This is a genomic window from Rhizobium sp. H4, from assembly GCF_003013335.1.
In the GTDB taxonomy this organism is placed as follows: domain Bacteria; phylum Pseudomonadota; class Alphaproteobacteria; order Rhizobiales; family Rhizobiaceae; genus Rhizobium; species Rhizobium sophoriradicis.
In genome coordinates this window covers 464,629-487,718 of record NZ_PSOW01000001.1, presented here as the reverse complement: position 1 = coordinate 487,718, position 23,090 = coordinate 464,629, and the positions used below count along the sequence as shown (strand labels likewise).

Sequence of the window (23,090 nt, the reverse complement as noted above, 5' to 3'; positions counted from 1 at the left end):
AGGAATTTCATGGATCTCAGCCTTACCCGCCGCATGCTGATCGGCTCGGCTTTGTGCCTGCCTGCCCTCACGTTTCCCGTCAATGCCGAGGAGAAGAGCGAGGAGGGCGACGACGATGTCGAGCGCCGCCTGGCCGAGCTGGAAAAACGCACCGGCGGGCGCCTCGGCGTCTCGGTGCTCGACACCCAGACCAGCATCTCCTTCGGCTATCGCGGCAGCGAAGCCTTTCCGATGTGCAGCACCTTCAAGGCGCTGGCCGCCGGCTTCGTGCTGGCCCGCGTCGACAAGGGTGACGAGAGCCTCGACCGGCGGGTGACCTACGGCAAGGACAAGCTTGTCGACTATTCGCCGATCAGCGAAAAACACGCAGGCGCCGACGGCATGACGATCGCCGAACTCTGCGATGCGGCGGTGACGGTCAGCGACAACACCGCCGGCAACCTGCTGCTCGAAAGTTTTGGCGGTCCGGCCGCTTTGACCGACTGGCTGCGCTCGATCGGCGACGGGACGACGCGTCTCGACCGCACCGAACCGACGCTGAACGAGGGCCGGAAGGGCGATCCGCGCGACACGACCACCCCGGATGCAATGCTCGATACGCTCGGCAACCTGACGCTCGGCTCGGTGCTGACCGAAGCCTCCTGCGACAGGCTGATCAACTGGCTGGTGGCAAGCACGACAGGCAAGGAGCGGCTGAGAGCCGGCCTGCCGGCCGATTGGAAGGTCGGCGATAAGACCGGCACCGGCCCGAACGGCTCCCTCGGCGACATCGCGGTCATCTGGCCCCCCGACCGCGGCCCGATCGTCGCCGCCGTCTATATCGCCGAGGCGACCGCGCCGGTGAAGGAGCTGAACCCGGTCTTTGCGGAGGTTGGGCGGATGATTGTGGAGATGGTTTGAAATAGGAAAGATGCGACGGCTGTCCGGAGTGCGGGTGAAAACCCCTCCCCAACCCCTCCCCACAAGTGGGAGGGGCTAAGCTGCGGCGCGCTCCCGCACCAAAATGCGCTGCCACATGCGGTATCGTCAGAAATGAAATGTGACGGGCGCGGCACGGTAGCTCACGGCAGCGTATAAGCAATCACATAATCACCGGGCTTGGTGCCGACCGAGCCGTGGCCGCCGGCGACCATGACGACATATTGTTTGTTGTCGTCAGTCGTATAGGTCATCGGCGTCGCCTGGCCGCCGGCGGGAAGCCGCGCCTGCCAGAGTTCTCGGCCATTTGTCACGTCATAGGCGCGCAGGTAGTTGTCGACGGCGGCGCCCAAGAAGGCGACGCCGCCTTTGGTCAGCATCGGCCCGCCAATGCCGGGCACGCCCACCTTGAAGGGCAGCGGAAGCGGCGTCATGTCGTGCACGGTGCCGTTCTTATGCATATAGGCGATCTTGCCGGTGCGCAGATCGACGCCCGTGACATAGCCCCATGGCGGCGCCTGGCAGGGGATCTGCAGCGGGCCGAGGAAGGGGCCCATGAAGACTCCGTAGGGCGCGCCGTCATTGCGGTTGAGCCCCTGTTCGCTGCCCTTCTCGTCCTGGCCGCGTGGCGGAATCTCGGCAGCCGGCACCAGGCGCGAGGTGAAGGCGAGATAGGTCGGCATGCCGAACATGATCTGCCGTTCCGGATCCACCGCGACGCTGCCCCAGTTGAAGGTGCCGAAATTGCCGGGATAGACGATCGTCCCTTCGAGTGACGGCGGCGTATAGCGGCCCTCATAGCGGTAGCGGTGAAAATCGATGCGGCAGACGAGCTGGTCGAACAGCGACACCCCCCACATGTCCTTTTCCTTGAGCGGTTCGGGCGAAAAGGTGAGGTCGGAGATCGGCTGGGTCGGCGAGGTATGATCGCCCGAGATCGCGCCGCCGGGGGCCGGGATTTCCTTGACCGGGATGATCGGCTCGCCGCTGCGCCTATCGAGCACGTAGAGATCGCCCTGCTTGGTCGGGCCGACCAGGGCGGGAACGACGCTGCCATCTTCTTTCGTCAGGTCGATCAGTGCCGGCTGGGCCGGGACATCCATGTCCCAGAGATCGTGATGCACGGTCTGGCGCACCCAGCGCAGCTGGCCGGTGGCGATATCGAGGGCGACGATCGAGGAGGAGAATTTCTCGACATTGTCGCTGCGGTTGATGCCGAGCTGGTCGGGCACCTGATTGCCGAGTGGGATGTAGACCATGCCGAGCGCCTCGTCGACGCTGAAGACCGACCAGCTGTTCGGCGAATTGGTCGTGTAGGTCTGGCCGGCCGCGATCGGCGTCGTCACATCGGGATTGCCGGAATCCCAGTTCCAGACCAGAGCGCCGGTCTTGATGTCGAAGGCGCGGATGACGCCCGACTGCGCCTGCGTGGAGTAATTGTCGTTCACCGCCCCGCCGATGATGATCTTGCCGGCCACCGCGACCGGCGGCGAGGTGGAATAATAATAGCCGGCCGGGTTGAAGCGCATGCCGGTTTCGAGATGCAGTACGCCCTGATCGGCAAAGCTGGTGCACACCTTCCCGTCCGCGGCGTCGAGCGCGATCAGCCGGGCATCCGAGGTCGGCAGATAGACGCGCTCGGCGCAGGGCTGGCCGGCGGCGACTTCAGGATCGGCATAATAGGTGACGCCGCGGCAGGTCTGGTGCTGCCGGTTGGGGTTCATGCCGGAATTGGAGTCATATTTCCATTTCTCCTTGCCGGTCTTGGCGTCGAGCGCGATCGCCCAGTTATGCGGCGTGCAGAGATAGAGCGTGTCCTTCACCTTGAGCGGCGTCACCTGATAGGTGGTCTCGCTGATGTCCTCCGGCCTTTTGACGTCGCCGGTCTGATATCGCCACGCCTCTTTGAGGGTGGAGACGTTTTCGGCAGTGATCTGGTCGAGCGGCGAATAACGCTGGCCGAACGGCGTGCGGCCGTACTGATGCCATTCTCCATCCGGCACGCTGCCGCCGAAGGCGGGGCTGGCCACGACCTCATCCGTAGGCAGGTCGCCGGCAAGATCGTGCGGATCCGTCGTCATCGAATAGAGGGCGACGGCGATGGCGAGAACAACGGGCACGGCAAGCGGCCAGGGGTTGGCGCCGTAGGTTATGCCCGTCGGGCTGCGAAAGCCGAGCGGCCGGCGGATCCACGGCGTCAGCAGCCAGAGCCCGAGCAGGATGATCATGCCGCCGCGCGGTCCGAGCTGCCACCAGTCGAAACCGACCTCCCACACCGCCCAGGCGAGTGCTGCGACGACGAGCACCGCATAAACCCAGAGCGCCACCGCCTTGCGCATCAGCAGCAGGCCGGCGGTGATCAGAAACATCAGGCCGGCGAACAGATAGAAGGGGCTGCCGCCGAGCGTGACGAGCCAGAACCCGCCGCCACCGAGCGCCAGCCCGATGATGATGAAGAGGATGGAGGTGATGACGATCGCCATAAGGCTGTCTCCCGTTGAGATCCGCCGGGTGAAGGAGGGGCGGAAAAGCCCCACCGGTCAGCCAGATAGCGCGAGAGAGATGCCTTTCAACGGCTGCATTTGCCGCAGCGTGAAATCACGGTCTGGTTGTAGGAATGCCGGCCGCCGGCTCGAACGATAGGGATTTAACCGTGCTCACGTCCCGCAGAAAGTCGCGAGCACCCGCTCGTGCGGCTTCGGCGGCTCGCTATAGGCGGCAAAATCCGGCTGGTCGTCGTAGGGATTGGCGAGCACCCTCAGCAGCGCCTCGAACAGCGAGAAATCGCCGTTCTCGACCGCTGCCTCGATCGCCTGTTCGACCCGGTGATTACGCGGAATGAAGGCCGGATTGACGCTGCGCATGGCGGCTGCGCGCTCGCCGTCGCTTCGGCGATCGCGTGACAGCCGCTCGCGCCATTGCGCAAGCCAGGTGCCGCAGGAATCCGGCTCCCGGAAGCTCGCGGCGAAGGCTGTCTCCAGGGCATCATCGCCGGCCAGATCCGACAGCCGCCGGAAGGTCAGGGTAAAATCGGCGCCCTGCGCCTGCATCAGTGACAGCAGCGCTTGCACCAGTTCGAGATCGCCGTCCTCTTTGCCGGCGAGGCCGATCTTCGCCCGCATACCGGCCAGCCAATGCGCCTGGAACCGCTCGCCATAAGCCCGGATCACGCCATTCGCCTTATCGACTGCGCCGTCGGGCTCGGCGTCGATCAGCGGCAGCAGCGTTTCGCCGAGCCGCGCGAGGTTCCATTGGCCGATGGCCGGCTGGTTGGCATAGGCGTAACGGCCATGCTGGTCGATCGACGAGAAGACGGTCGCCGGATCATAGGCATCCATGAAGGCGCAGGGGCCGAAATCGATCGTCTCACCGGAGATCGTCATATTGTCCGTGTTCATCACCCCATGGATGAAGCCGACATGCAGCCAGCGGGCGATCAGCGCCGCCTGGCGCTCGGAGACTGCCTCGAACAGCGCGAGATAGGGATTGTCGGCTTCTTTCAGGGTCGGGTGATGCCGGTCGATGACATAATCGGCAAGCGCCCGCACGCCGTCGGTATCGCCCCTGGCGGCGAAGAACTGGAATGTACCGACCCTGATATGGCTGGCTGCGACCCGGGTGAAGACGGCGCCCGGCAGCACCTCTTCGCGGTAGACCGGCTCGCCCGTCGTCACCGCCGCCAGCGCTCGCGTCGCCGGAATGCCGAGCGCAAACATAGCCTCGCTGATGATGTATTCCCTGAGCACCGGCCCGAGCGCCGCCCGCCCGTCGCCGCGGCGCGAAAAGGGCGTCGGTCCGGCGCCTTTCAACTGGATGTCGAAACGCCTGCCGCTCCGGTCGACCACTTCGCCGAGCAGGATCGCCCGGCCGTCGCCGAGCTGCGGCGAGAAGCCGCCGAACTGATGGCCGGCATAGGCCATGGCCAGCGGTTGCGCCCCTTCGGGAACGAGATTGCCGGAAAAGATCGCCGCGCCGTCGCGCCGCAGCGTCTCGACGTCGAGCCCGAGCTCGGCGGCCAGCGGTTCGTTGAGCTTGATCAGCCACGGCTCCGCCACGGGCGTCGGCACTTGCGCCGCAAAAAAGCGTTGCGGCAGGCCGGCATAGCTGTTGTCGAAGGCGAAGGCCGCACCGGGCCGGTTTTTCTCGAGGGCGGAGGTCATGATTGATAGGTAGGGCCGGGTGGCCTGCGGCGCAAGCTCTTCACGAAGCATGAGGCCGATGCAAGCAAACGTGATCTGCTTTTCTCTCTCGTCAAAGCTGCTTTGCCATAAAGGACATAGCGCCGCCATGATCGCGGGCGTATACCAGATCGTCTCCCCTTGGCATTACGCCATGTCATCCCCCGCGGCCTTGCAGCCTCGTGTGCTCCGCCGCGCCACCGCGAGTGATCCCGGACGATGTCGGATCAGATTTACCAGGCGCCTATGGTTCGGCGCGCCGCGCCCAATTTCCGGGTGATCGCGATGATCGTCGCGAGTGCGATGCTGATGGAAAATATCGATGCGACCGTGCTGGCGACGGCGCTGCCGACCATGGCGCGCGACTTCGCGGTCAGCGCCCCGGCCATGTCGATCGCTCTCACCTCCTATCTCCTCAGCCTGGCGATCTTCATTCCGGCGAGCGGCCGGATGGCCGACAGTTTCGGTTCCCGCACCGTGTTCCGCGCGGCAATCGCCGTTTTCGTCATCGGCTCCATCCTCTGCGCCTTAGCGCCGACGCTGTCCTTCCTGGTGCTGGCGCGGCTGCTGCAGGGCCTGGGCGGCGCGATGATGATGCCGGTCGGCCGCCTCGTGCTGATGCGCAGCGTCGACCGCAAGGATATGGTCAGCGCCATGTCCTGGCTGCTGGTGCCGGCGCTGATCGGCCCGATCGTCGGCCCGCCGCTCGGCGGCTTCTTCGTCACCTATCTCGACTGGCGCTGGATCTTCTACATCAACGTGCCGATCGGCATCATCGGCATGATCTTCGTCTCGATCTATATCGACGAGGTCAAAGGCAAGGCGAGCGGTCCCTTCGATACGATCGGCTTCGTGCTCTCCGGCCTCTCGCTCGGCTCGCTGCTTTTCGGCTTCGAAATGTCGAGCCATGAAGGCGAGGGCGCCTTCTCGCTCTTCCTGATCGCCGTCGGCCTCATCTTCGGCATCGCCTATCTCAGGCATGCCCGCCGGCATCCGTCGCCGATTCTGGATTTCTCGCTGATGAAGGTGCCGAGCTTCGGCACTTCGGTCATAGCCGGTTCGCTGACCCGCATCACCCAGGGCGCACAGCCTTTCCTGCTGCCGCTGCTCTTCCAGATCGGCTTCGGCCTGTCGGCCGCCGCCGCCGGCCAGATCGTCATCGCCACAGCACTTGGTGCGCTCGCCATGAAGCCGATGGCAAAATTCGTCTTCAGCCGGCTCGGCTTCCGCCGCAGCCTCGTCCTCAACGGCATCTTCGGCACGGTCGGTTACGGCCTCTGCGCCGCCTTCCGGCCGGATTGGCCGATGCCGCTGATCTTCATCGTCTTGATACTCAGCGCCTTCTTCCTGTCGTTCCAGTTCACCGCCTATAACACGATTGCCTATGACGAGATCGACAAGGAGCGGATGAGCTCGGCCACAAGCTTCTACACCACTTTCCAGCAGCTGATGCTGTCGCTCGGCATCTGCATCGGCGCCTTGGCGCTGCACGGCTCGATGGCCTTCAGCGGCACCGAAACGCCCTCGCTTGGCGATTTCTCCACCGCCTTTGTCGTCGTCACGCTCATCTCGATCACCGCGACCTTCTGGAACTTGCGTTTCTCCGCGACCGCCGGCGAGGAGATCAGCGGCTACAAGGCGAAGGGCACGAAAGGCGCCGCCAAAAGCTGACGCCGCCTTTCCTTCGTCAGAAGCCGACCGGCTCCCGCAGCCTGCGTCGCAAGGGCCGGCCCTCGCGCCGGTCCGCCTCGAGCCCGTAGGTCATTGGGCCGTCGAAGCTCCCGAAGTCGAGATCACTATCCCGCAGTGCCACCTCCACGGCCGCCTCAGGCTCAGTGCGCCTCTGCCGTCCCGTGATCGCAAGCCACAGATCGTGCCAGCGGTGCTCACGCATCATTGTGCCCCCAATCGTCATTCTCTCCTCCCTCTCAGGTCGTTACGCCGCCTGCGGCAGGCATGCCTCGCAGATCGCCGCGACATGGCGGTGGTCGGTGCCGCAGCAGCCGCCGAGCACGCGCACCGCAGGCATGCGGCCGATGAGCTTGCGGTAACGGCGGCCGAGATCCTCGGGATCGCCCGCGTCCAGCGTCTCGCTATTGTCCAACTGTTCGTGGCTCATGGTCGAGGCGTTGGCGCGAATGCCGGAAATGCGTTTCACCCAGGCGCTGCCCGGATCGAGTGCACCTTCGAAATGCGAGGGATGGGCGCAGTTGATCATGTAATAGGCCGGCGACCCGCCGGTCGCCGCATCCGTGGTCTCGATGGCATCCTGAAGGCTGCGGCCGGTCACCAGTCTGCCATCCGTCTCCAGCGTGAAGGAGATGGCCGAGGGCATGTTGAACGACTGTGCAGCCCGCGCCACGCCGATCGCCTCGTCAATATTGGTCAGCGTGAAGGCGGTCACCATGTCGGCCTCGGTGCCGGCGAAAGCCCCGATCTGGAAAGCGTGGTAGTCTTCCGCTTCGGCGGCATCCATGCTGCCCGCCTTATAGCCGTCGCCGCGCGGGCCGATCGCGCCGCTGATGACGATCGGCTGCTCCGGCCGCTCATAGGCGCTGCGTAAACCGGCGAGCAGGTCGACGGCTTCCTCGTTGGCCGCCTTCAGGGCTTCAGGGGTATAGCCGAGCTTCTGCCCCCAGTCCGGATTGGCCCGCCATGTCGCGGTGTCGAGCACGAAGCCCGTGCCGTGCCGGCGCGCGATATCGAGATAACGGCGATAGTAATTCCGCATCCGCTGCCGCCCGTCTTCGGAAGCCAGCAATATGAAAGCGGCGAAATGCGGAAGCTCGATACCTTCCTGAAAGATCATCGTCGTTTCCATGCCGCCATCGGTAATGAAGGTGCCGCCTTTGAGCTGCGGCAGACCGTTTCTGTACTTTGCCATTGTTGAAGCCTTTTCCTCGCGGCAGCCGAAACAGCTGTCGTCGAACGAAAGTTCTCGCGCTTAATCGGCTGCCAAACTAGGCGACTTGCGGTATACTGCCGGCGGTTTTGGCTTTTGCCGGTTAATTTCAATCGCTTGGCGTAACCGAAGCTGCCGGGGACGCAGGCAAGTTCTGACCGTGCGCCGATCAAAACTGTACCGCCGGTACAGGAGGGGACATGCGAAAGGGCGAGGAAACCAGGACCCGCATCCTCGATGTGGCCGAAGCGGCTGTGTTGCAGAAGGGGTTCGCCGGCACCTCCATCGAGGAGCTGATTGCCGAGACCGGCATCACCAAGAGCGGCTTCTTCTATCATTTCAGGGACAAGAACGAGCTCGCCAAGGCGCTACTCAACCGCTACATCGAAAATGACGAGCGCATCTACGACGAGATCTTCAGCCGCGCCAGGGATCTGGTGGACGATCCGCTGCAATCTTTCCTGCTCGGGCTGAAGCTGCTTTCCGAATTGCTCTCGGATCTGCCGAACGGCCATCCCGGCTGCCTTGTGGCGACCGTCTGCTATTACGAGCGGCTGTTCGACCGGGAGATACAGGAAACCAACCGCAATGCGGTGCTTGCCTGGCGGCGCCGTTTCAGCCGCATGCTTCGCGATATCATGGAGGTCTATCCGCCGCGCGAACCCGTCAATATCGACCAGCTCGCCGATATGGTGTCCTCAGTCCTGGAAGGCGGCATCGTCCTGTCGAAGACACTGAAGGAGCCGAACACGCTGGCCGAACAGGTGCTGATGCTCAGGACTTTCGTAAAGATGCTCTTCCTGCCGGCCGCGGAAATGCCGAAGGCCTAGCTGCCGTTAACGTTCCATCGCTGCGGCCATTTCCGCGAGCTTGCGCACGGTATTGAGATTGCGCGAGGTCGCTGGTTTCAGCGCCGGCAGCTTCAGCTTCGAGCGGCCGGAGCCATTGGGATAGTGCACATAGATTTCGCGGGCCGCGAGTTTTGCCTCCTCGCCGTCGGGCGCCACCATATTTTCGAGTGCATCGGCAGGGGCTCTTTCGGGCAGGAAATAGACGAGCAGGAAGTTCGGTTTGGCGTCGGGGAAGGGTGCGTCGGCGACGATCGCGTCGAGCTCCTTCCGGGTTCGCACGATCACGCCTGGCCGCTTGCCCATCGTCTTGCCGAGGGCTGCGTCGAGCTTTTCCTCCACCGCCGTTTCGGATTCAGCCGAGCGGAAGAGTACATTGCCGCTCTGGATGTAGGTTTTCACGTCGGTGAAGCCGAGGTCTTCGCAGATGGCTGTGAGCTCCGCCATCGGGAGCGATCCAGTGCCGCCGACGTTTACGGCGCGGAGGAGGGCGATGTAGATGGGCATTTCCTTCCCCTCTGCCCTGCCGGGCATCTCCCCCACAGGTGGGGAGATTGGCTGGGCTTGCTGGCTTCCCAAACAACCAGCGTCGCGGCTGGGCGAAACGGTCAGAGAGGCGGGAAGGTTTGGCTACTTGCCGATCTCCCCGCCTGTGGGGGAGGTGCCCGCAGGGCAGAGGGGGCGACCACGGCACCCCCCTAAAAATTCACACCTTCCCCGCCACCTTGATCGCAAACGCATACTCAAACGCAATCTCTTCCAACCGCTGGAAGCGCCCTGAGGCGCCGCCGTGGCCGGCGTCCATATTGGTCTTGAGCAGGATCGGCGCCGCGCCGGTCGTCTGCTCACGCAGCTTCGCCACCCATTTGGCCGGCTCCCAATAGGTGACGCGCGGGTCGGTCAGGCCGCCGAGCGCCAGGATCGGCGGGTAGGCTTTGGGGCCGACATTGTCATAGGGCGAATAGGCGGCGATCTGCTCGTATTCTTCGCGGCTGTCGATCGGGTTGCCCCATTCCGGCCATTCCGGCGGCGTCAGCGGCAAGGTGTCGTCGAGCATGGTGTTGAGCACGTCGACGAAGGGAACGGCGGCGATGATGCCGGCGAATTTTTCCGGCGCCATGTTGGCGACGGCGCCCATCAGCATGCCGCCGGCCGAGCCGCCCTCAGCGATGATCTTCGCGTAAGAGGTGAACTTCTGTTGATTCAGATAATCGGCCGCGGCGACGAAGTCCTTGAAGCTGTTCGTCTTCTTGTCCATCTTGCCGTCTTCGTACCAGGCAAAGCCCTTGTCCTTGCCGCCGCGGATATGGGCGATGGCATAGACGAAGCCGCGGTCGGCGAGCGACAGGCAATTGGTGTTGAAGCCGGCCGGAATGGTGATGCCGTAGGCGCCGTAGCCATAGAGCAGGCAGGGGGCGCTGCCATTGAGCGGCGTGTCCTTGCGGTAGAGCAGGGTGACCGGCACGGTCTCGCCATCCCAGGCGGGGGCGAAGACCCGGCGGGTGACGTAGTCTTCGGGATTGTGGCCCGACGGCACTTCCTGCGTCTTCAAGAGCGTGCGCTCGCGCGTCACCATGTTGTAGTCGTAGAGCTGCGATGGCGTCGTCATCGAGGAATAGGAGAAGCGGATGACATCCGTGTCGTATTCCGCAGCACCCGACAGCCCCAGCGAATAGGCTTCCTCGGCAAAGGCGATCGCGTGTTCCTCACCGGTCGACCGGTCGCGGATGATGATCCGCGGCAGCCCGTCTTTGCGCTCCAGCCACAGGAGATGGCGGGCATAGGCCATGTGGCTGATGATCAATGTGCCGGGCTTATGGGGAACCACTTCGCGCCAGTTTTCCTTGACCGGATTGTCCACAGGCGCTTCCATGATCTTGAAATCCTTGGCGCCGCCGTCATTCGTCAGGATATAGAAGATGTCGCCGCCCTCGGTTAGCGAATATTCGATACCTTCCTCGCGCGCCGCCACCAGCTTCGGCTCGGCCGTCAGATCCTTGGTCGACAGCAGCCGGTATTCACTGGTCTCGTGATCGTGAATGTCGATGTAAATGAAGTCGTCGAGCAGCGAGCCGCCGACGCCCATGAAGAAGCCGGCATCGGCTTCCTCATAGACCAGCCGGTCTTCCGACTGCGGCCGGCCGACAATATGGTGGAACACCTTCGAGGGCCGGTGGTTCTCGTCGAGCGCCGAATAGAAGAAGCTCTTACCGTCGGGCGCCCAGACGCCGCCGCCGCCGGTATTCTCGATCACGTCGTCGAGATCCTGGCCGGTCGAGAGGTCGCGCACCTTCAGCGTGAAGAATTCCGAGCCCTTATCGTCATAACCCCAGATGCCGCGGCCGTGGTCGCTCGAGTGGTCGAGCCCGGCGAGGCGGAAATAGGCTTTGCCCGTTGCCTCCTTGTCGCCGTCCAGCAGCACCATGCGGATCGTCTCGTCGGCGACATCGCCGTCGCGGGGGATGCGGAAGTAGCGCGGCTGCTCGCCGCCGGTCACGTAGGATGTGCCGTAGGCATAGGCGCCGTCCTTCACCGGCACCGAGCTGTCGTCTTCCTTGATGCGGCCGCGCATTTCGGAAAACAGCACCTTCTGCAGCGGTTTGGTGTCTTCCATCGCCGCATTCATATAGGCGTTTTCAGCTTCGAGATGCCGGCGGATCTCGGGATCGAGGATCGAGGGATCCTTGAACATCGCTTGCCAGTTGTCGGCGCGCAGCCAGGCATAATCGTCCGTGCGGGTAATGCCGTGGCGCGTATCGGAGACGGGCTTCTTCGGGGCGGCAGGCGGTGTCGGCAGGTTGTCGAAAACGGACAAGGAATTGGCTCCGGTGGGAAGGTGGGGTTGGCAAGAGATAGAGGCGCACCGGTTCCGGATCAAGCGTCAAGGAGGAAGGGAGCCTTCCACAGACGAGGCAACGGTTCGGCCCGCCCTGCCTTGATGTCACCACAAAGTTTAAGAAAGTCCGCTATCGCTGCGTGAAAGTTACACCTGCCGAGCCCCCGGCAAGCCGCGCCTCTGGCAGGGTGAAGAATGGACAACAGTAAGGGATTTTCTCCGCAATGCCGAAACGTCTGCTCCTGTTTGTATCCCTGGCCGCTCTTGCCGCCCCCGCCTTTGCCGTCGATCCCGCCATCAAGAAGCAGCTGGAGAAACTCGATCCCTCGACCCGCCTGGAGCAGAGCTGCGACACCGAGGCGATGAGCCGCATCAACCAGGACAGCACCGGCTTCAAGCCCGACAAGGTGATCGCCTATACCTTCAAGGATCCGATCGCCGGCGACAATTCGCTGCAGGCGCCGGGCGCGGTCTTCCGCAGCAAGGGCGACTGGTACCATCTCTCCTACACCTGCATCACCGGTCCGCAGCATATCAACGTGCGCCAGCTCGATTACCAGATCGGCGACAAGGTGCCGCGCGAGAAGTGGGAAAAATATTATCTCTACGATTGATCGCCTGTCGCCTTGGCTGCGCTGACCGGCCACATGGTGGTGGACGAATGCCGTCGCTAAACTCGGCCGATCGAATCGTAGAAGTCCTTCCATGAACCGCATCTTGCTTGCTTCGGCGTTTCTTCTGGCCGGCCTCTCCACGGTGTGCGCGGCCGAAACGCCGCTGCTGCCGGCTGCCGCCGTTCCGGTGACCAAGGGTCCGGCGGTAAAGCTCGTCGAGCCGCATCTGCATATTGCCCGCTCCAACATCGAGGGCCATGCTCGCATTGCGCTGACCTTCGATGCCTGCATGGGGCAGGCGGACGAGCGCATCCTGTCGACCCTGGTGCGCGAGCGCATTCCCGCGACGATCTTCGTCACCGCCCGCTGGCTGAAGCGCAATCCCGCCGCGCTCGCCGTCTTCCTGCAGAACCCGGATCTCTTCGAACTCGAAAATCATGGTGAGAACCACATTCCCGCCGTCGATACGCCGACGCGGGTCTATGGCATAGCGTCCGCCGGCTCGCCGCAGGCCGTCCGACAGGAAGTCGAAGGCGGCGCTGCCGCCATGCTCGCATCCGGTATTCCCGCACCGCACTGGTTCCGCGGCTCGACCGCCAAATATGACCTTTCGGCAATCGGCGAAATCCGCGCCTTCGGCTACCGCATCGCCGGTTATTCGGTGAACGGCGACGGCGGCTCGCTGCTCGGCGCTGCAATTACCGAAAAGCGCATCGCCTCGGCCAAGGACGGTGACGTCGTCATCTCCCACATCAACCAGCCGACCCATGCGGCGGGCGAGGGGGTAGCAAAGGCGCTGGTCGATCTGAAGGTGAAGGGCACGGAGTTTGTTCGCCTCGATGATGTCGAGGATATGGGGGATGATCGCACGACGGAGTAGTTCGCTATTGAAGGTGTGCCGTGGCCGCCCCCCTCTGCCCTGCCGGGCATCTCCCCCACAGGTGGGGAGATTGGCAAGTAGCCAAACCTTCCGCCTCTCTACCGTTTTGCCGAGCCGCGATGCCAGTTGTTTGGGGAGGTCACCAAGCCCAGCCGATCTCCCCACTCGTGGGGAGATGCCCCGCAGGGCAGAGGGGGCGGCCACGGCACGACAGCCACTACAAGGCCTCTACCGCAGTTCACTCCCCGCTCGCGCCCCATCTTCCCCAAACCGCCGCAGCCCCGGCCCGTCGCGATCGAGCGCGAAATCCTCGAACCAGTCGCGATGCATGCCGGCAATCATCGCGCCGATCATCTGGGCAGCGAGATAGGAAAGGGTAATGCCGTTGCCGCCGTAGCCATAGGCGGCGAACACATGCGGCATGCCGGGTACCGGGCCGATCAGCGGCAGGCCGTCGGCGGTTTCGCCGAAGGTTCCGCCCCAGGCATGGGCGATGCGGGTGTCGGCCCTCGGCCAGAGCCGCTGCATCTTCGCCTGAATTACACGGATCTTCGCCGGCAGCTTCCGCTCGCGCACCGCGGCATTGACGGTGCCGTCGTCTTCACCACCGGCGACGATGCGGTGATCCGCTGTCGTGCGCATGTAGAGATAGGGATGGCTGTCCTCCCAGATCAGCGCCCTGTCGCGCCAGAGCCTTGCCGGGTCCTGGGGCACGGTGGCGAACGCCCAGCTCGAACTGACGCGGTGCAGCTTCGGCATCTCGAGACCCGGCATCGAGTAGCCGGTGGTCAGCACAACATGCCGCGCTTGGATGACATGGCCACCATCGGTGTCGGCCGTGACGTGATCGCCGTCGCTGTGCAACGCGGTCACCGAAGCCTTGAGCAACTGCGCGCCGCGGCGCACAGCGATTGCGATCAGCGCCCAGGTGAGCAGCAGCGGATCGGCTTCCGCCGAACCGGGCGAATAGATCGCGCCATCGCGATCGAGCTCGAACTGGGTGAAGAGATCGGGATGTTCGAGATAGACGCCGGGCAGGCCGGCCCGGCGGCGCAGCTGGCGCTCCGCCTGCAGGTCGCGGGCACCTTCCTGATTGGCGGCGAGATAGAGCGTGTTGCGCGACCGAAAACCGCAGGCGATGCCGTTTACGGCGATCAACTTGGCAAGGCCGGCGACGGCAGCGGCGCTGCGGCGATAGATGCCGGCCGCACGCTCGAAGCCATACCAGGTCTCCAGCTCGCTGAGCGTGCTGTCGATTTCCCATTGCAGCATCGCCGTGCTGGCGGCGGTGCTGCCAAAGCCCGGCTCCTGCCGGTCGATGATAGCAACGGAAAAGCCCCGCGCCGTCAGATGTTCTGCGATCAGCGCACCGGTGATGCCGCCGCCGATCACCGCCACATCGGCAGAAGCACTCTGCTCGACCGGACGCCACTCCGGACGGATGGCATTCCTCCCCCAAAGCGAACAGCCGCTGGCGACCTGGTCATGATCGGATTCGTCGAGATCGGGATCGGATGCCAACGGATGTCTCCTCGCTTGATCACTTCGGCAATTGCGGCTGCGGTCGTTCCTCGATCAACAACTCCTCGATAATGGTCATGACGATCAACGACAGCGGCAGCGCCAGCATCGCTCCGACCGCACCCCACATCCACGTCCAGAACAGAATGGCGATGAAGACGATGAAGGGGTTGATTTCGAGCCGTCGCCCCATCACCGCTGGGAAGATGATGTTTTCCATGACGAGATGCACCGTGAAGAAGGCGGCGGCCGGCATCAGGCCGACGATGAAGCCGTCATATGTGATGATGCCGGCGATGGCGACGGACAGCGTCATCAGCGTGATGCCGAGATAGGGAATGAAGCTCGACAGGAAGGCGAAGAAGCCCCACAGCACCGGCGCCGACAACCCACTCGCATAAGCGATAATGGTCATGACGATGCCAAGCCCGACATAAATCAGCGAGGCGGTGGCAAAGTAGAAGCCGAGCACCTGTTCGACGGCATTGATGATGCGGATCGCGGCCAGCCGCTGCGGGCGGGTACGGAAGGTCATGATGATCGTCTTGCGCAGATTGACCCGGCTGGCGAGGAAGAGCAGCAGCGCGGCGAAAAAGATCAGCCCCTGCACCAGCGCCGGCGTCAGGCTCGTGGTCACCACATGCAGGACGTTGCCGGTGTTTTCGAGCAGCGCACCGATTGACATCGGCCCGCTTTCGAATGTCGCCGGCGTGATGTGCAACCATTCGATGCGCTCCAGATAAGGCATGATACGGCTGATCGTGCGCTCGACGAAAGCCGGCGCTTCATTGGCAAGCGTCGTCAGCGGATCCGCAAGCGAGTTGGCCAGCAGCGCGATGACAAGAGCGACCCCGCTTGACAGCAGAAAGGCGTTGGCGAGCCGCGGCACTCCCATCTTGCTGAGATTTTCGGCGGCGAGGCCGAGGATCATGCCGACGACCACCGCAAGCGTGATGGGGATAAGGATCAGCGACATCATATAGACGGCCGCCAGCCCGAGGATGGCGAAGATGCCGATGATCGCCCAGGCCGTGCTGATATCCAGCCCGTCCTTTTCCACACGACGCACCGGCGCAGGTGGTGGCAGCTCCTCCGCCGCCTCCTGCAATGTCTTTGCCCAGGTGCTGGTGCGGCGTTCGCCGTCGGCGATCTTCTTTGCCTGTTTGCGGATGCCGTTGGCGATGCCCATGCGGTGAGGTCCCCGAAGCCCCATTGCTTCGCCACAAGAACGCGCTGCTTCGGTTCCGGTTCCGCAAGGTCACCGCGATGCCGCAAATGGCGCCCGTTGCAGGCGTGCGCGGTCAGGCGAGAGGACCTCCGCCCCGCGCCGGCAAGCAAGCGAGTTGAATTGCATCGCCGGAACAAGCTTGCAGTGGCGGGCGTTCGACGTCGGAAGGAGATAGCTCATGACCGAAGATCCCGATCGGACGAAAACCACCGAGACCTATTCGACCAATCCCCCTTACGCCGACGAGAGCAGCCTAAAAGCCGCCGACCAACGGCGTTGGTGGGCCTGGACGGTCCTTGCGGCAGGCGCGGCCGTTCTCATCATTGCCGGCGTCAGTGTTGCGATCTGGCCCGACCCCGACAATAACGATCCGACGGCGACGGCGTCGACGAAACCGGATCCGATCAATACGCAGCCGTCCGGTCCCGGCACGTTCAACGATGACCCGGCCTCCGGCCCTGCACGGCCGCCGGAAGCAACAGACCGTTCGCTGGCGCCGAGTGGCAACGGCGGCGGGCCGACCGGGGTGACGACGCCATCGGGAACCGAGAAGGTCCAATAGCCGTCCCGGTCAGGCCGACAGCGTCAAGCCGATGCCCCAGGGATCCCGGAGGAAGACGCCGCCATCGCGCTTCTCGCTGTTGATCTCCAGTGCGTCGAGCTTCGAGACCGCCGCATCGAGCGTCGCCTTGTCGTTGAAACGGATCTTGTAATCGGACAGGCCGGTCATATTGTCGGCGCGCGGGCCCGCACCCCGGCTGTTCCAGATATTGGCGGCGAGATGGTGGTGATAGCCGCCGGTCGCAAAGAAGCTGGCGCCGGGATAGCGGGCCATCAGCTTGAGGCCGAGCACGTCGCGATAGAAGGCGTCGGCCTGCGGGATATCGCCGACCTGCAGATGCAGATGGCCGATCGCCGTCCCCTGCGCCATGCCGTCCCAGCGATCGTCCTGCGCGCTGTCGTAAAGCGCCTGCAGGTCGAGACGCTGCGTCGCCATCTCCACCATGCCGTCCTGATGAAACTTCCATCCCTGGTGCGGCCGGTCGGCATAGATTTCGATGCCGTTGCCTTCCGGGTCTGAAAGATAGATCGCCTCGCTGACGAGATGGTCGGAAGCGCCGTCAAGCACGACATTGTTATGCGCCGCATGCCGCAGCCAGCGCGCCAGTTCGGTGCGGTCCGGCATCAGGAAGGCGGTGTGGAACAGGCCTGCGGCGTTTCGCGGCGCGATTGCGGCATTGCCGGCGGTCGTCAGCGTCAGCAGCGGCTGCCCGCCGACGCCGAGGACTTCGCCGCTTGCCGTCTTTTCGATGACTTTCAGGCCGAGCATCGACTGATAAAAGCCGGACACAAGCGCGAGGTCTCGGACGACGAGATGCGATTGGTCGATATAGGCAGGCCGCGTCAGCGCATAGGATGTCTCGGTCGTCATGAATAATTCTCCTGCCTCTGAAATTGAAGGCGCACCGGCGGTGGCGGCAACCATGCCGCCTGTAGCAAACCCGAGAAAGTGTCGCCGGTTCATTCGCCTGATCTCCTCGGGTTGCCGTACTTGACCTCTATATGGCTCATCTGGATTGTTCACAGAAGGCTCGTTTTTGAGGATGAAGCGTTGAGTAGCTGTTGACGATGACGCGAGCCGGCCTTGATCGGAGTCAATGCGCCCATATCTTTATTAGAGCAAGCTTATGCATCTCAGTCATGGAGGGAAGCCATGTACAGGAAGATTATCGTGGCGATCGCGCTCGGCCGCCTCGACAGGGGAGAGAACATTCTTCGCAAGGCCGCGTCGCTGCTCGATGACGGCGGCGAGATCGTCGCCCTCAACGTCGTCGAGGATGTGCCGACCTATGTCGCGATCGAGCTCCCGGCCAATATGCTCGAGGACGCATTGAAGGACAGTCGCGACAAGTTGGAAGGGCTGGTTGCTACCACCGGAATTGCGGCAAAGATCGACATCCGCAACGGTCCGCCGGCCAAGGCCATTATCGCGGCCGCCGAAAGCCATGGCGCCGACCTCATCATCCTCGCCTCGCATATTCCGGATTTTTCCAACTACTTTATCGGCGCCACGGCCGACCGCGTCGTGCGTCACGCCAAGTGCTCAGTGCTAGTCGAGCGGCAGAAGATCTGAATCTGCGCCGCTCCATTTTCCGAGTGCTCTTTCGCGCCGTCGAGGCGGGGAAGATGTCGTGCGGTCTGTCACGAAGATTTACCGCCTGCGCGACGTGCCGCTGTTGCGCCGCCATCGGTTCAATGCGACCATCACCATCGGGCACGAAACGGATTGGCGCGCATGGCTGAGTTCAACGGCATTCGCTGGGCTTACGACAGATATGAGCTGATCGCCGATGGCATCGTCCATGGCGTCGGCCTCGTGCTGGCGCTGATCGGCGCCACCGTTCTGATCTTCTACGCCACGGTCTGGAGCTCCTATGGCGCACTCGCCGCCGCCTGGATCTATGGCGTCGGACTGGTGCTGACGCTTGCCATTTCCTTTTCCTACAATCTCTGGCCGGTCTCGCGCACGAAATGGTTCCTGCGCCGCTTCGATCATTCGGCGATCTTCATCCTGATCGCCGCCACCTATACACCCTTCCTCCAACGCGGCGCCGACGATCCGCTGCTCTTGTACATGCTGGTGGCGATCTGGCTGTTCGCCGCCGTCGGCATCGTCCTGAAATGCGCCTTTCCCGGCCGCTACGACCGTCTCGCCATCCTGCTTTACCTCGCCATGGGCTGGAGCGGCGTGCTGGTCGCCGGGCCTGTCTCCGCGCGCATCCCCTCCGCCTCGATGCTGCTGATCGTCATCGGCGGCGTCCTCTACTCGCTCGGCGTCATCTTTCATGTCTGGGAGAAACTGCGCTTCCAGAACGCCATCTGGCATGGCTTCGTCGTCATCGCCGCGGCCGTGCATTATTCGGCGGTGTTCACCTGTTTCAGCCTGTCGGCATCGGGTTTCTGAGCGGCGGCCGGGCGCAACTTGTCCCGCAACCGCGGTCTCTACCATCTGCCGTTTACATCTTCTGAACCGCGGCGTATGCCACCCCAGATAGCCAATCAAACCGGACCAACCATGACAGACGCCGTCCTCATTCGCGACGCCACCGAAGCCGATCTTCCCGCCATCCGCGAGATTTACAATCACGCCGTCGAGCACACGACGGCGATCTGGAACGAGACGCTCGTCGATCTCGAAAACCGGCGGGAATGGCTGAGGGCGCGCAAGGGGCGCGGCTTTCCCGTCATTGTCGCCGAAATGTCGGGCAAGGTCGCGGGCTACGCCTCCTACGGCGATTGGCGCGCCTTTGACGGCTACCGCCATACGGTCGAACATTCCGTCTATGTCGACAAGGATTGCCGCGGCGCCGGTATCGGCGAGACCCTGATGCGCGAATTGATCGCGCGTGCCGCCGCCGGCAATGTCCACGTGATGATCGCCGGCATCGAGGCTGAGAACACCGCCTCGATCCGGCTGCACGAGAAGCTCGGCTTCCGCATCGCCGGCAGATTTTCCGAGGTCGGCACCAAGTTCGGCCGCTGGCTGGATCTCACCTGCATGGAGCTTCGTCTGCCCTCCAAAACGGATTGACCGCCTGGCTTGGAAGACCGGATGGCCGCTTGCCCGGGCAAAGCGGATGAACGCTTCGGACGGAGTGACCCCGCAAATCATTGCCGGCGCGTTCGCCATCTTTTTATTGTATTCTGAGCTGTGTAGAAATGGGAGCGCCTGCTTCGCGAGAGGCGGCGTGATAAGCGTCATGGAGATCAACAGTTCAATGGCAATGCATCGATCGGCGCTCGGCCTCCTTGCCTTCCTTCTTCTCGCCGCCGCTCCGATCTCTACGCGCGCTGCCGATTGCGGCAGCACGGCCTCGCCGAAGCTCGACTGGCAGGAATGCTCGAAGAAAAACCTGATGCTGCAGGGCAGTGATCTCGAAGGCGCCAATCTCTTCAGCACCGATTTCTCGCTGACCGATCTCAGCGGTGCGAATTTCAAATCCGCCAATCTGGAGAAGGCGACTTTGGTGCGTGCCTCGCTCGAAGGCTCACATGCCGAAGGGGCCAACTTCGCCAAGGTCGAGGCCTATCGCGCCAGTTTCGCGAATATTGCCGCCGAAGGCGCTTCCTTCGCCGGCGCTGAGCTGCAGCGCGCCAATTTCGGCGGCGCCCGGCTCGCCGGCGTGAGCTTCGAAAAGGCCGAACTCGGCCGCGCCGATTTCGACAAGGCAGTGCTGACGGGGGTGAAATTCTCCTTCGCAAATCTCTCCCGCGCCGATCTCTCCAACGCCACCTTCGAAGGTCCGGCGACATTCGAGCGCGCCTTCATGTTCCTGACCCGCATCGAGGGCCTCGACCTCTCGGCTGCCGCCGGGCTCGAACAGGCGCAGATCGAGCTCGCCTGCGGCGATGCCTCGACCAAGCTGCCGCCCGGCCTCTCGGCGCCGGCAACCTGGCCATGCCCTGCAGAGCACGAGTGATCGGTCGGGCTTCGCAGGATCGCGCGGCCGGATTATCGACTGCGATGGATGCCGGAGCTAGTGGAGCTTGAACTCGCCCATGACGCGGCGCCATTCGTTAGGTCCGATCAGTTGCTGATGGGTGTAGCGAACGGAGTGTAGCGGCCCGTCGAGCGTCGACTGCCAGAAATCGAGAAACTTGTGCATTTCCGGAAAGTCCGGGGCGAGGTCGTAATCCTGCCAGACATAGGTCTGCAGCACGAATTCAAAATCAGGAATGCGATAGAGGATATGCGCGGTGGTCAGTCCATAGCCGTTCAGCTGACGCTCCAGATCTGATGAAAATTGCATGCTTCATCTCCGTTTCATGACGCTCGAAAGGTGGCGCAAAATTTTGCGGCCATCAACGGATTTCTGAACGCGTCCACCCTGTTTATTGTTCCTTTACAGGATGTTAGCAGCCACTCCGAGTGAGTGCTAATTTTTTTATGGCGCCCTCTTGAAATGGGAAAAGCGCAAAACCAGATCATTGCGCGCAGAACGCTCGATCGAGGTTTTGCACCCGCCCGGACTGGTCATCCGGTCCGGCCAGGGGAACAACATCATTATTGTTTGTCCATTGGAGGAAAACATGTCGTTCCGACCGCTTCATGATCGCATTCTCGTCCGCCGCGTCGATTCCGAGGAAAAGACCAAGGGCGGCATCATCATACCCGATACCGCCAAGGAAAAGCCGCAGGAAGGCGAGGTCATCGCCGTCGGCCCCGGCGCGCGCGATGATGCTGGCCAGGTCCAGCCGCTCGACGTCAAGGTCGGCGACCGCATCCTGTTCGGCAAGTGGTCCGGCACCGAGATCAAGATCAATGGCGAAGACCTGCTGATCATGAAGGAAAGCGATGTCATGGGCATCATCGAGGCCCGGGCCGCCGAAAAGATCGCCGCCTGAGGCGATTTCCGCGCATTAGTCAAAAAAGCTGCCTATTGAAGGAGTTACAGAATGGCTGCGAAAGAAGTCAAATTTCATAGCGATGCCCGTGAACGCATGCTGCGTGGGGTCGATGTATTGGCCAATGCGGTGAAAGTAACGCTCGGCCCGAAGGGCCGCAACGTTGTGATCGACAAGTCCTTCGGCGCGCCGCGCATCACCAAGGACGGCGTTTCGGTCGCCAAGGAAATCGAACTCGAAGACAAGTTCGAAAACATGGGTGCCCAAATGCTGCGTGAAGTAGCATCCAAGACGAATGATCTCGCCGGCGACGGTACCACGACGGCGACCGTTCTCGCCCAGGCGATCGTCAAGGAGGGCGCAAAGGCGGTTGCCTCCGGCATGAACCCGATGGATCTGAAGCGCGGCATCGATCTTGCCGTCGACGCGGTGGTCGCGGAATTGAAGGCTAACGCCCGCAAGATCTCCAACAATTCCGAAATTGCCCAGGTCGGTACTATTTCAGCCAACGGTGATTCCGAGATCGGCCGCTATCTCGCCGAAGCGATGGAAAAGGTCGGCAACGAAGGCGTCATCACGGTCGAAGAGGCCAAGACCGCCGAAACCGAACTCGAAGTCGTCGAAGGCATGCAGTTCGACCGCGGCTATCTCAGCCCCTACTTCGTCACCAACCAGGACAAGATGCGGGTCGAGCTCGAGGATCCCTATATCCTGATCCACGAGAAGAAACTGTCGAACCTGCAGTCGATGCTGCCGGTTCTCGAAGCTGTCGTTCAGTCCGGCAAGCCGCTCCTCATCATCGCTGAAGATGTCGAAGGCGAAGCGCTTGCAACGCTCGTCGTCAACAAGCTCCGCGGCGGCCTGAAGATCGCTGCCGTCAAGGCCCCCGGCTTCGGCGACCGCCGCAAGGCCATGCTCGAAGACATCGCCATCCTGACCGGCGGCACCGTCATCTCCGAAGACCTCGGCATCAAGCTCGAGAATGTGACGCTCAACATGCTCGGCCGGGCCAAGAAGGTGGCGATCGAGAAGGAAAACACCACCATCATCGATGGTGCCGGTTCGAAGGCGGAACTTGACGGTCGCACCGCTCAGATCCGCGCCCAGATCGAAGAGACCACCTCCGACTACGACCGCGAGAAGCTGCAGGAACGTCTTGCCAAGCTCGCCGGCGGCGTTGCCGTCATCCGCGTCGGCGGCTCGACGGAAGTTGAAGTGAAGGAAAAGAAGGACCGCGTCGACGACGCGCTGCATGCAACCCGCGCGGCGGTCGAAGAAGGCATCCTGCCCGGCGGCGGCGTGGCATTGCTGCGCGCGGTCAAGGCGCTCGACGCTATCAAGACCGCCAATGATGACCAGCGCGTCGGCGTCGACATCGTTCGTCGTGCAATCGAGGCGCCGGTTCGCCAGATCGCCGAAAACGCAGGCGCGGAAGGTTCGATCATCGTCGGCAAGCTGCGGGAGAAGAGCGAATTCGCTTACGGCTGGAACGCCCAGACCGGCGAATATGGCGATCTCTACGCGCAGGGCGTCATCGATCCGGCCAAGGTCGTTCGCACCGCACTACAGGATGCCGCCTCCGTTGCCGGCCTGCTGGTGACGACGGAAGCGATGATCGCCGAGAAGCCGAAGAAAGACGCCGCACCGGCAATGCCGGCCGGCGCCGGCATGGACTTCTAAGCGATCGCCTGGCCCGTCCTGCCCTCGGGGCGGGCCTCGCCACCAAAATGAGAATGCATGAAGTTCCATCGGTCAACAT

The 23,090-nt window shown here is 63.0% G+C and carries 22 protein-coding genes; 12 read left to right on the top strand and 10 right to left on the bottom strand.

Translation table 11 applies throughout. The annotated features are described in order from the left end of the window. Positions 1-9 precede the first annotated feature (9 nt). Positions 10-900, top strand: a complete 891-nt coding sequence (gene bla / locus C4N04_RS02490; RefSeq protein ID WP_106795364.1) for a class A beta-lactamase — start codon at positions 10-12, stop codon at positions 898-900. A 161-nt stretch (positions 901-1,061) separates the two neighbouring features. On the opposite strand, the gene C4N04_RS02485 is transcribed toward bla, so the two are convergent. Together C4N04_RS02485 and C4N04_RS02480 are read right to left on the bottom strand one after the other, a co-directional pair. Continuing rightward, positions 1,062-3,401 carry a glucose/quinate/shikimate family membrane-bound PQQ-dependent dehydrogenase gene (locus C4N04_RS02485; RefSeq protein WP_106795363.1) on the bottom strand — a complete coding sequence of 780 codons (2,340 nt, stop codon included), beginning with the start codon at positions 3,399-3,401 and terminating at the stop codon, positions 1,062-1,064. 174 nt (positions 3,402-3,575) lie between these two features. Then, a complete protein-coding gene (locus C4N04_RS02480; protein ID WP_106795393.1) occupies positions 3,576-5,078 on the bottom strand; it encodes a protein adenylyltransferase SelO in 1,503 nt (500 codons plus the stop codon). A gap of 237 nt (positions 5,079-5,315) precedes the next feature. Here C4N04_RS02480 and C4N04_RS02475 point away from each other — a divergent pair, with 237 nt between their 5' ends. Continuing rightward, complete coding sequence (locus tag C4N04_RS02475) at positions 5,316-6,767, top strand: MFS transporter (protein WP_106795362.1); 1,452 nt, start codon at positions 5,316-5,318, stop codon at positions 6,765-6,767. A gap of 16 nt (positions 6,768-6,783) precedes the next feature. On the opposite strand, the gene C4N04_RS02470 is transcribed toward C4N04_RS02475, so the two are convergent. Together C4N04_RS02470 and C4N04_RS02465 are read right to left on the bottom strand one after the other, a co-directional pair. After that, positions 6,784-7,011: a hypothetical protein gene (locus C4N04_RS02470; RefSeq protein ID WP_010044445.1), complete on the bottom strand. Its 228-nt coding sequence runs from the start codon at positions 7,009-7,011 to the stop codon at positions 6,784-6,786. A 21-nt stretch (positions 7,012-7,032) separates the two neighbouring features. Further along, a complete protein-coding gene (locus C4N04_RS02465; RefSeq protein WP_106795361.1) occupies positions 7,033-7,980 on the bottom strand; it encodes a homocysteine S-methyltransferase family protein in 948 nt (315 codons plus the stop codon). A 218-nt stretch (positions 7,981-8,198) separates the two neighbouring features. Here C4N04_RS02465 and C4N04_RS02460 point away from each other — a divergent pair, with 218 nt between their 5' ends. Then, positions 8,199-8,828 carry a TetR/AcrR family transcriptional regulator gene (locus C4N04_RS02460; protein WP_106795360.1) on the top strand — a complete coding sequence of 210 codons (630 nt, stop codon included), beginning with the start codon at positions 8,199-8,201 and terminating at the stop codon, positions 8,826-8,828. Positions 8,829-8,834: 6 nt separating this feature from the next. On the opposite strand, the gene C4N04_RS02455 is transcribed toward C4N04_RS02460, so the two are convergent. Further along, entirely contained in the window at positions 8,835-9,353 is a 519-nt protein-coding gene (locus C4N04_RS02455) for a DUF1697 domain-containing protein (RefSeq protein WP_106795359.1), read from the bottom strand. Between the two features lie 199 nt (positions 9,354-9,552). Then, positions 9,553-11,661, bottom strand: a complete 2,109-nt coding sequence (locus tag C4N04_RS02450; protein ID WP_106795358.1) for a S9 family peptidase — start codon at positions 11,659-11,661, stop codon at positions 9,553-9,555. Positions 11,662-11,906: 245 nt separating this feature from the next. Between C4N04_RS02450 and C4N04_RS02445 the strand changes: the two genes are divergently transcribed. Next, a complete protein-coding gene (locus tag C4N04_RS02445; RefSeq protein WP_010059182.1) occupies positions 11,907-12,296 on the top strand; it encodes a DUF930 domain-containing protein in 390 nt (129 codons plus the stop codon). Positions 12,297-12,387: 91 nt separating this feature from the next. After that, complete coding sequence (locus C4N04_RS02440) at positions 12,388-13,176, top strand: polysaccharide deacetylase family protein (RefSeq protein WP_106795357.1); 789 nt, start codon at positions 12,388-12,390, stop codon at positions 13,174-13,176. A gap of 228 nt (positions 13,177-13,404) precedes the next feature. Here the strand turns inward: C4N04_RS02440 and C4N04_RS02430 are convergent, their stop codons facing one another. After that, positions 13,405-14,697, bottom strand: coding sequence for an FAD-dependent oxidoreductase (locus tag C4N04_RS02430; RefSeq protein ID WP_106795356.1), 1,293 nt, complete (start codon positions 14,695-14,697; stop codon positions 13,405-13,407). Positions 14,698-14,716: 19 nt separating this feature from the next. Beyond that, complete coding sequence (locus C4N04_RS02425; protein ID WP_010057635.1) at positions 14,717-15,886, bottom strand: AI-2E family transporter; 1,170 nt, start codon at positions 15,884-15,886, stop codon at positions 14,717-14,719. Between the two features lie 217 nt (positions 15,887-16,103). On the opposite strand from C4N04_RS02425, the gene C4N04_RS02420 reads away from it, so the two are divergent. Then, positions 16,104-16,487: a hypothetical protein gene (locus C4N04_RS02420; RefSeq protein WP_106795355.1), complete on the top strand. Its 384-nt coding sequence runs from the start codon at positions 16,104-16,106 to the stop codon at positions 16,485-16,487. A gap of 9 nt (positions 16,488-16,496) precedes the next feature. On the opposite strand, the gene C4N04_RS02415 is transcribed toward C4N04_RS02420, so the two are convergent. Beyond that, entirely contained in the window at positions 16,497-17,357 is an 861-nt protein-coding gene (locus C4N04_RS02415; protein WP_106795354.1) for a VOC family protein, read from the bottom strand. 282 nt (positions 17,358-17,639) lie between these two features. Here C4N04_RS02415 and C4N04_RS02410 point away from each other — a divergent pair, with 282 nt between their 5' ends. From C4N04_RS02410 to C4N04_RS02395, 4 genes are all read left to right on the top strand, one after another. Beyond that, positions 17,640-18,059 carry a universal stress protein gene (locus C4N04_RS02410; RefSeq protein WP_038687737.1) on the top strand — a complete coding sequence of 140 codons (420 nt, stop codon included), beginning with the start codon at positions 17,640-17,642 and terminating at the stop codon, positions 18,057-18,059. A 162-nt stretch (positions 18,060-18,221) separates the two neighbouring features. Beyond that, complete coding sequence (locus C4N04_RS02405) at positions 18,222-18,890, top strand: hemolysin III family protein (protein WP_038687739.1); 669 nt, start codon at positions 18,222-18,224, stop codon at positions 18,888-18,890. A 111-nt stretch (positions 18,891-19,001) separates the two neighbouring features. Then, positions 19,002-19,517, top strand: coding sequence for a GNAT family N-acetyltransferase (locus C4N04_RS02400; RefSeq protein WP_106795353.1), 516 nt, complete (start codon positions 19,002-19,004; stop codon positions 19,515-19,517). Between the two features lie 187 nt (positions 19,518-19,704). Then, complete coding sequence (locus C4N04_RS02395; protein ID WP_038692370.1) at positions 19,705-20,406, top strand: pentapeptide repeat-containing protein; 702 nt, start codon at positions 19,705-19,707, stop codon at positions 20,404-20,406. A gap of 57 nt (positions 20,407-20,463) precedes the next feature. Here the strand turns inward: C4N04_RS02395 and C4N04_RS02390 are convergent, their stop codons facing one another. Beyond that, on the bottom strand, positions 20,464-20,736 hold the full coding sequence (locus C4N04_RS02390; RefSeq protein WP_106795352.1) for an aspartate-semialdehyde dehydrogenase: 273 nt from the start codon (positions 20,734-20,736) through the stop codon (positions 20,464-20,466). Positions 20,737-21,016: 280 nt separating this feature from the next. Here C4N04_RS02390 and groES point away from each other — a divergent pair, with 280 nt between their 5' ends. Next, a complete protein-coding gene (groES, locus tag C4N04_RS02385; protein WP_009985402.1) occupies positions 21,017-21,331 on the top strand; it encodes a co-chaperone GroES in 315 nt (104 codons plus the stop codon). 51 nt (positions 21,332-21,382) lie between these two features. After that, positions 21,383-23,011, top strand: coding sequence for a chaperonin GroEL (gene groL, locus C4N04_RS02380; RefSeq protein ID WP_077994808.1), 1,629 nt, complete (start codon positions 21,383-21,385; stop codon positions 23,009-23,011). Positions 23,012-23,090 lie beyond the last annotated feature (79 nt).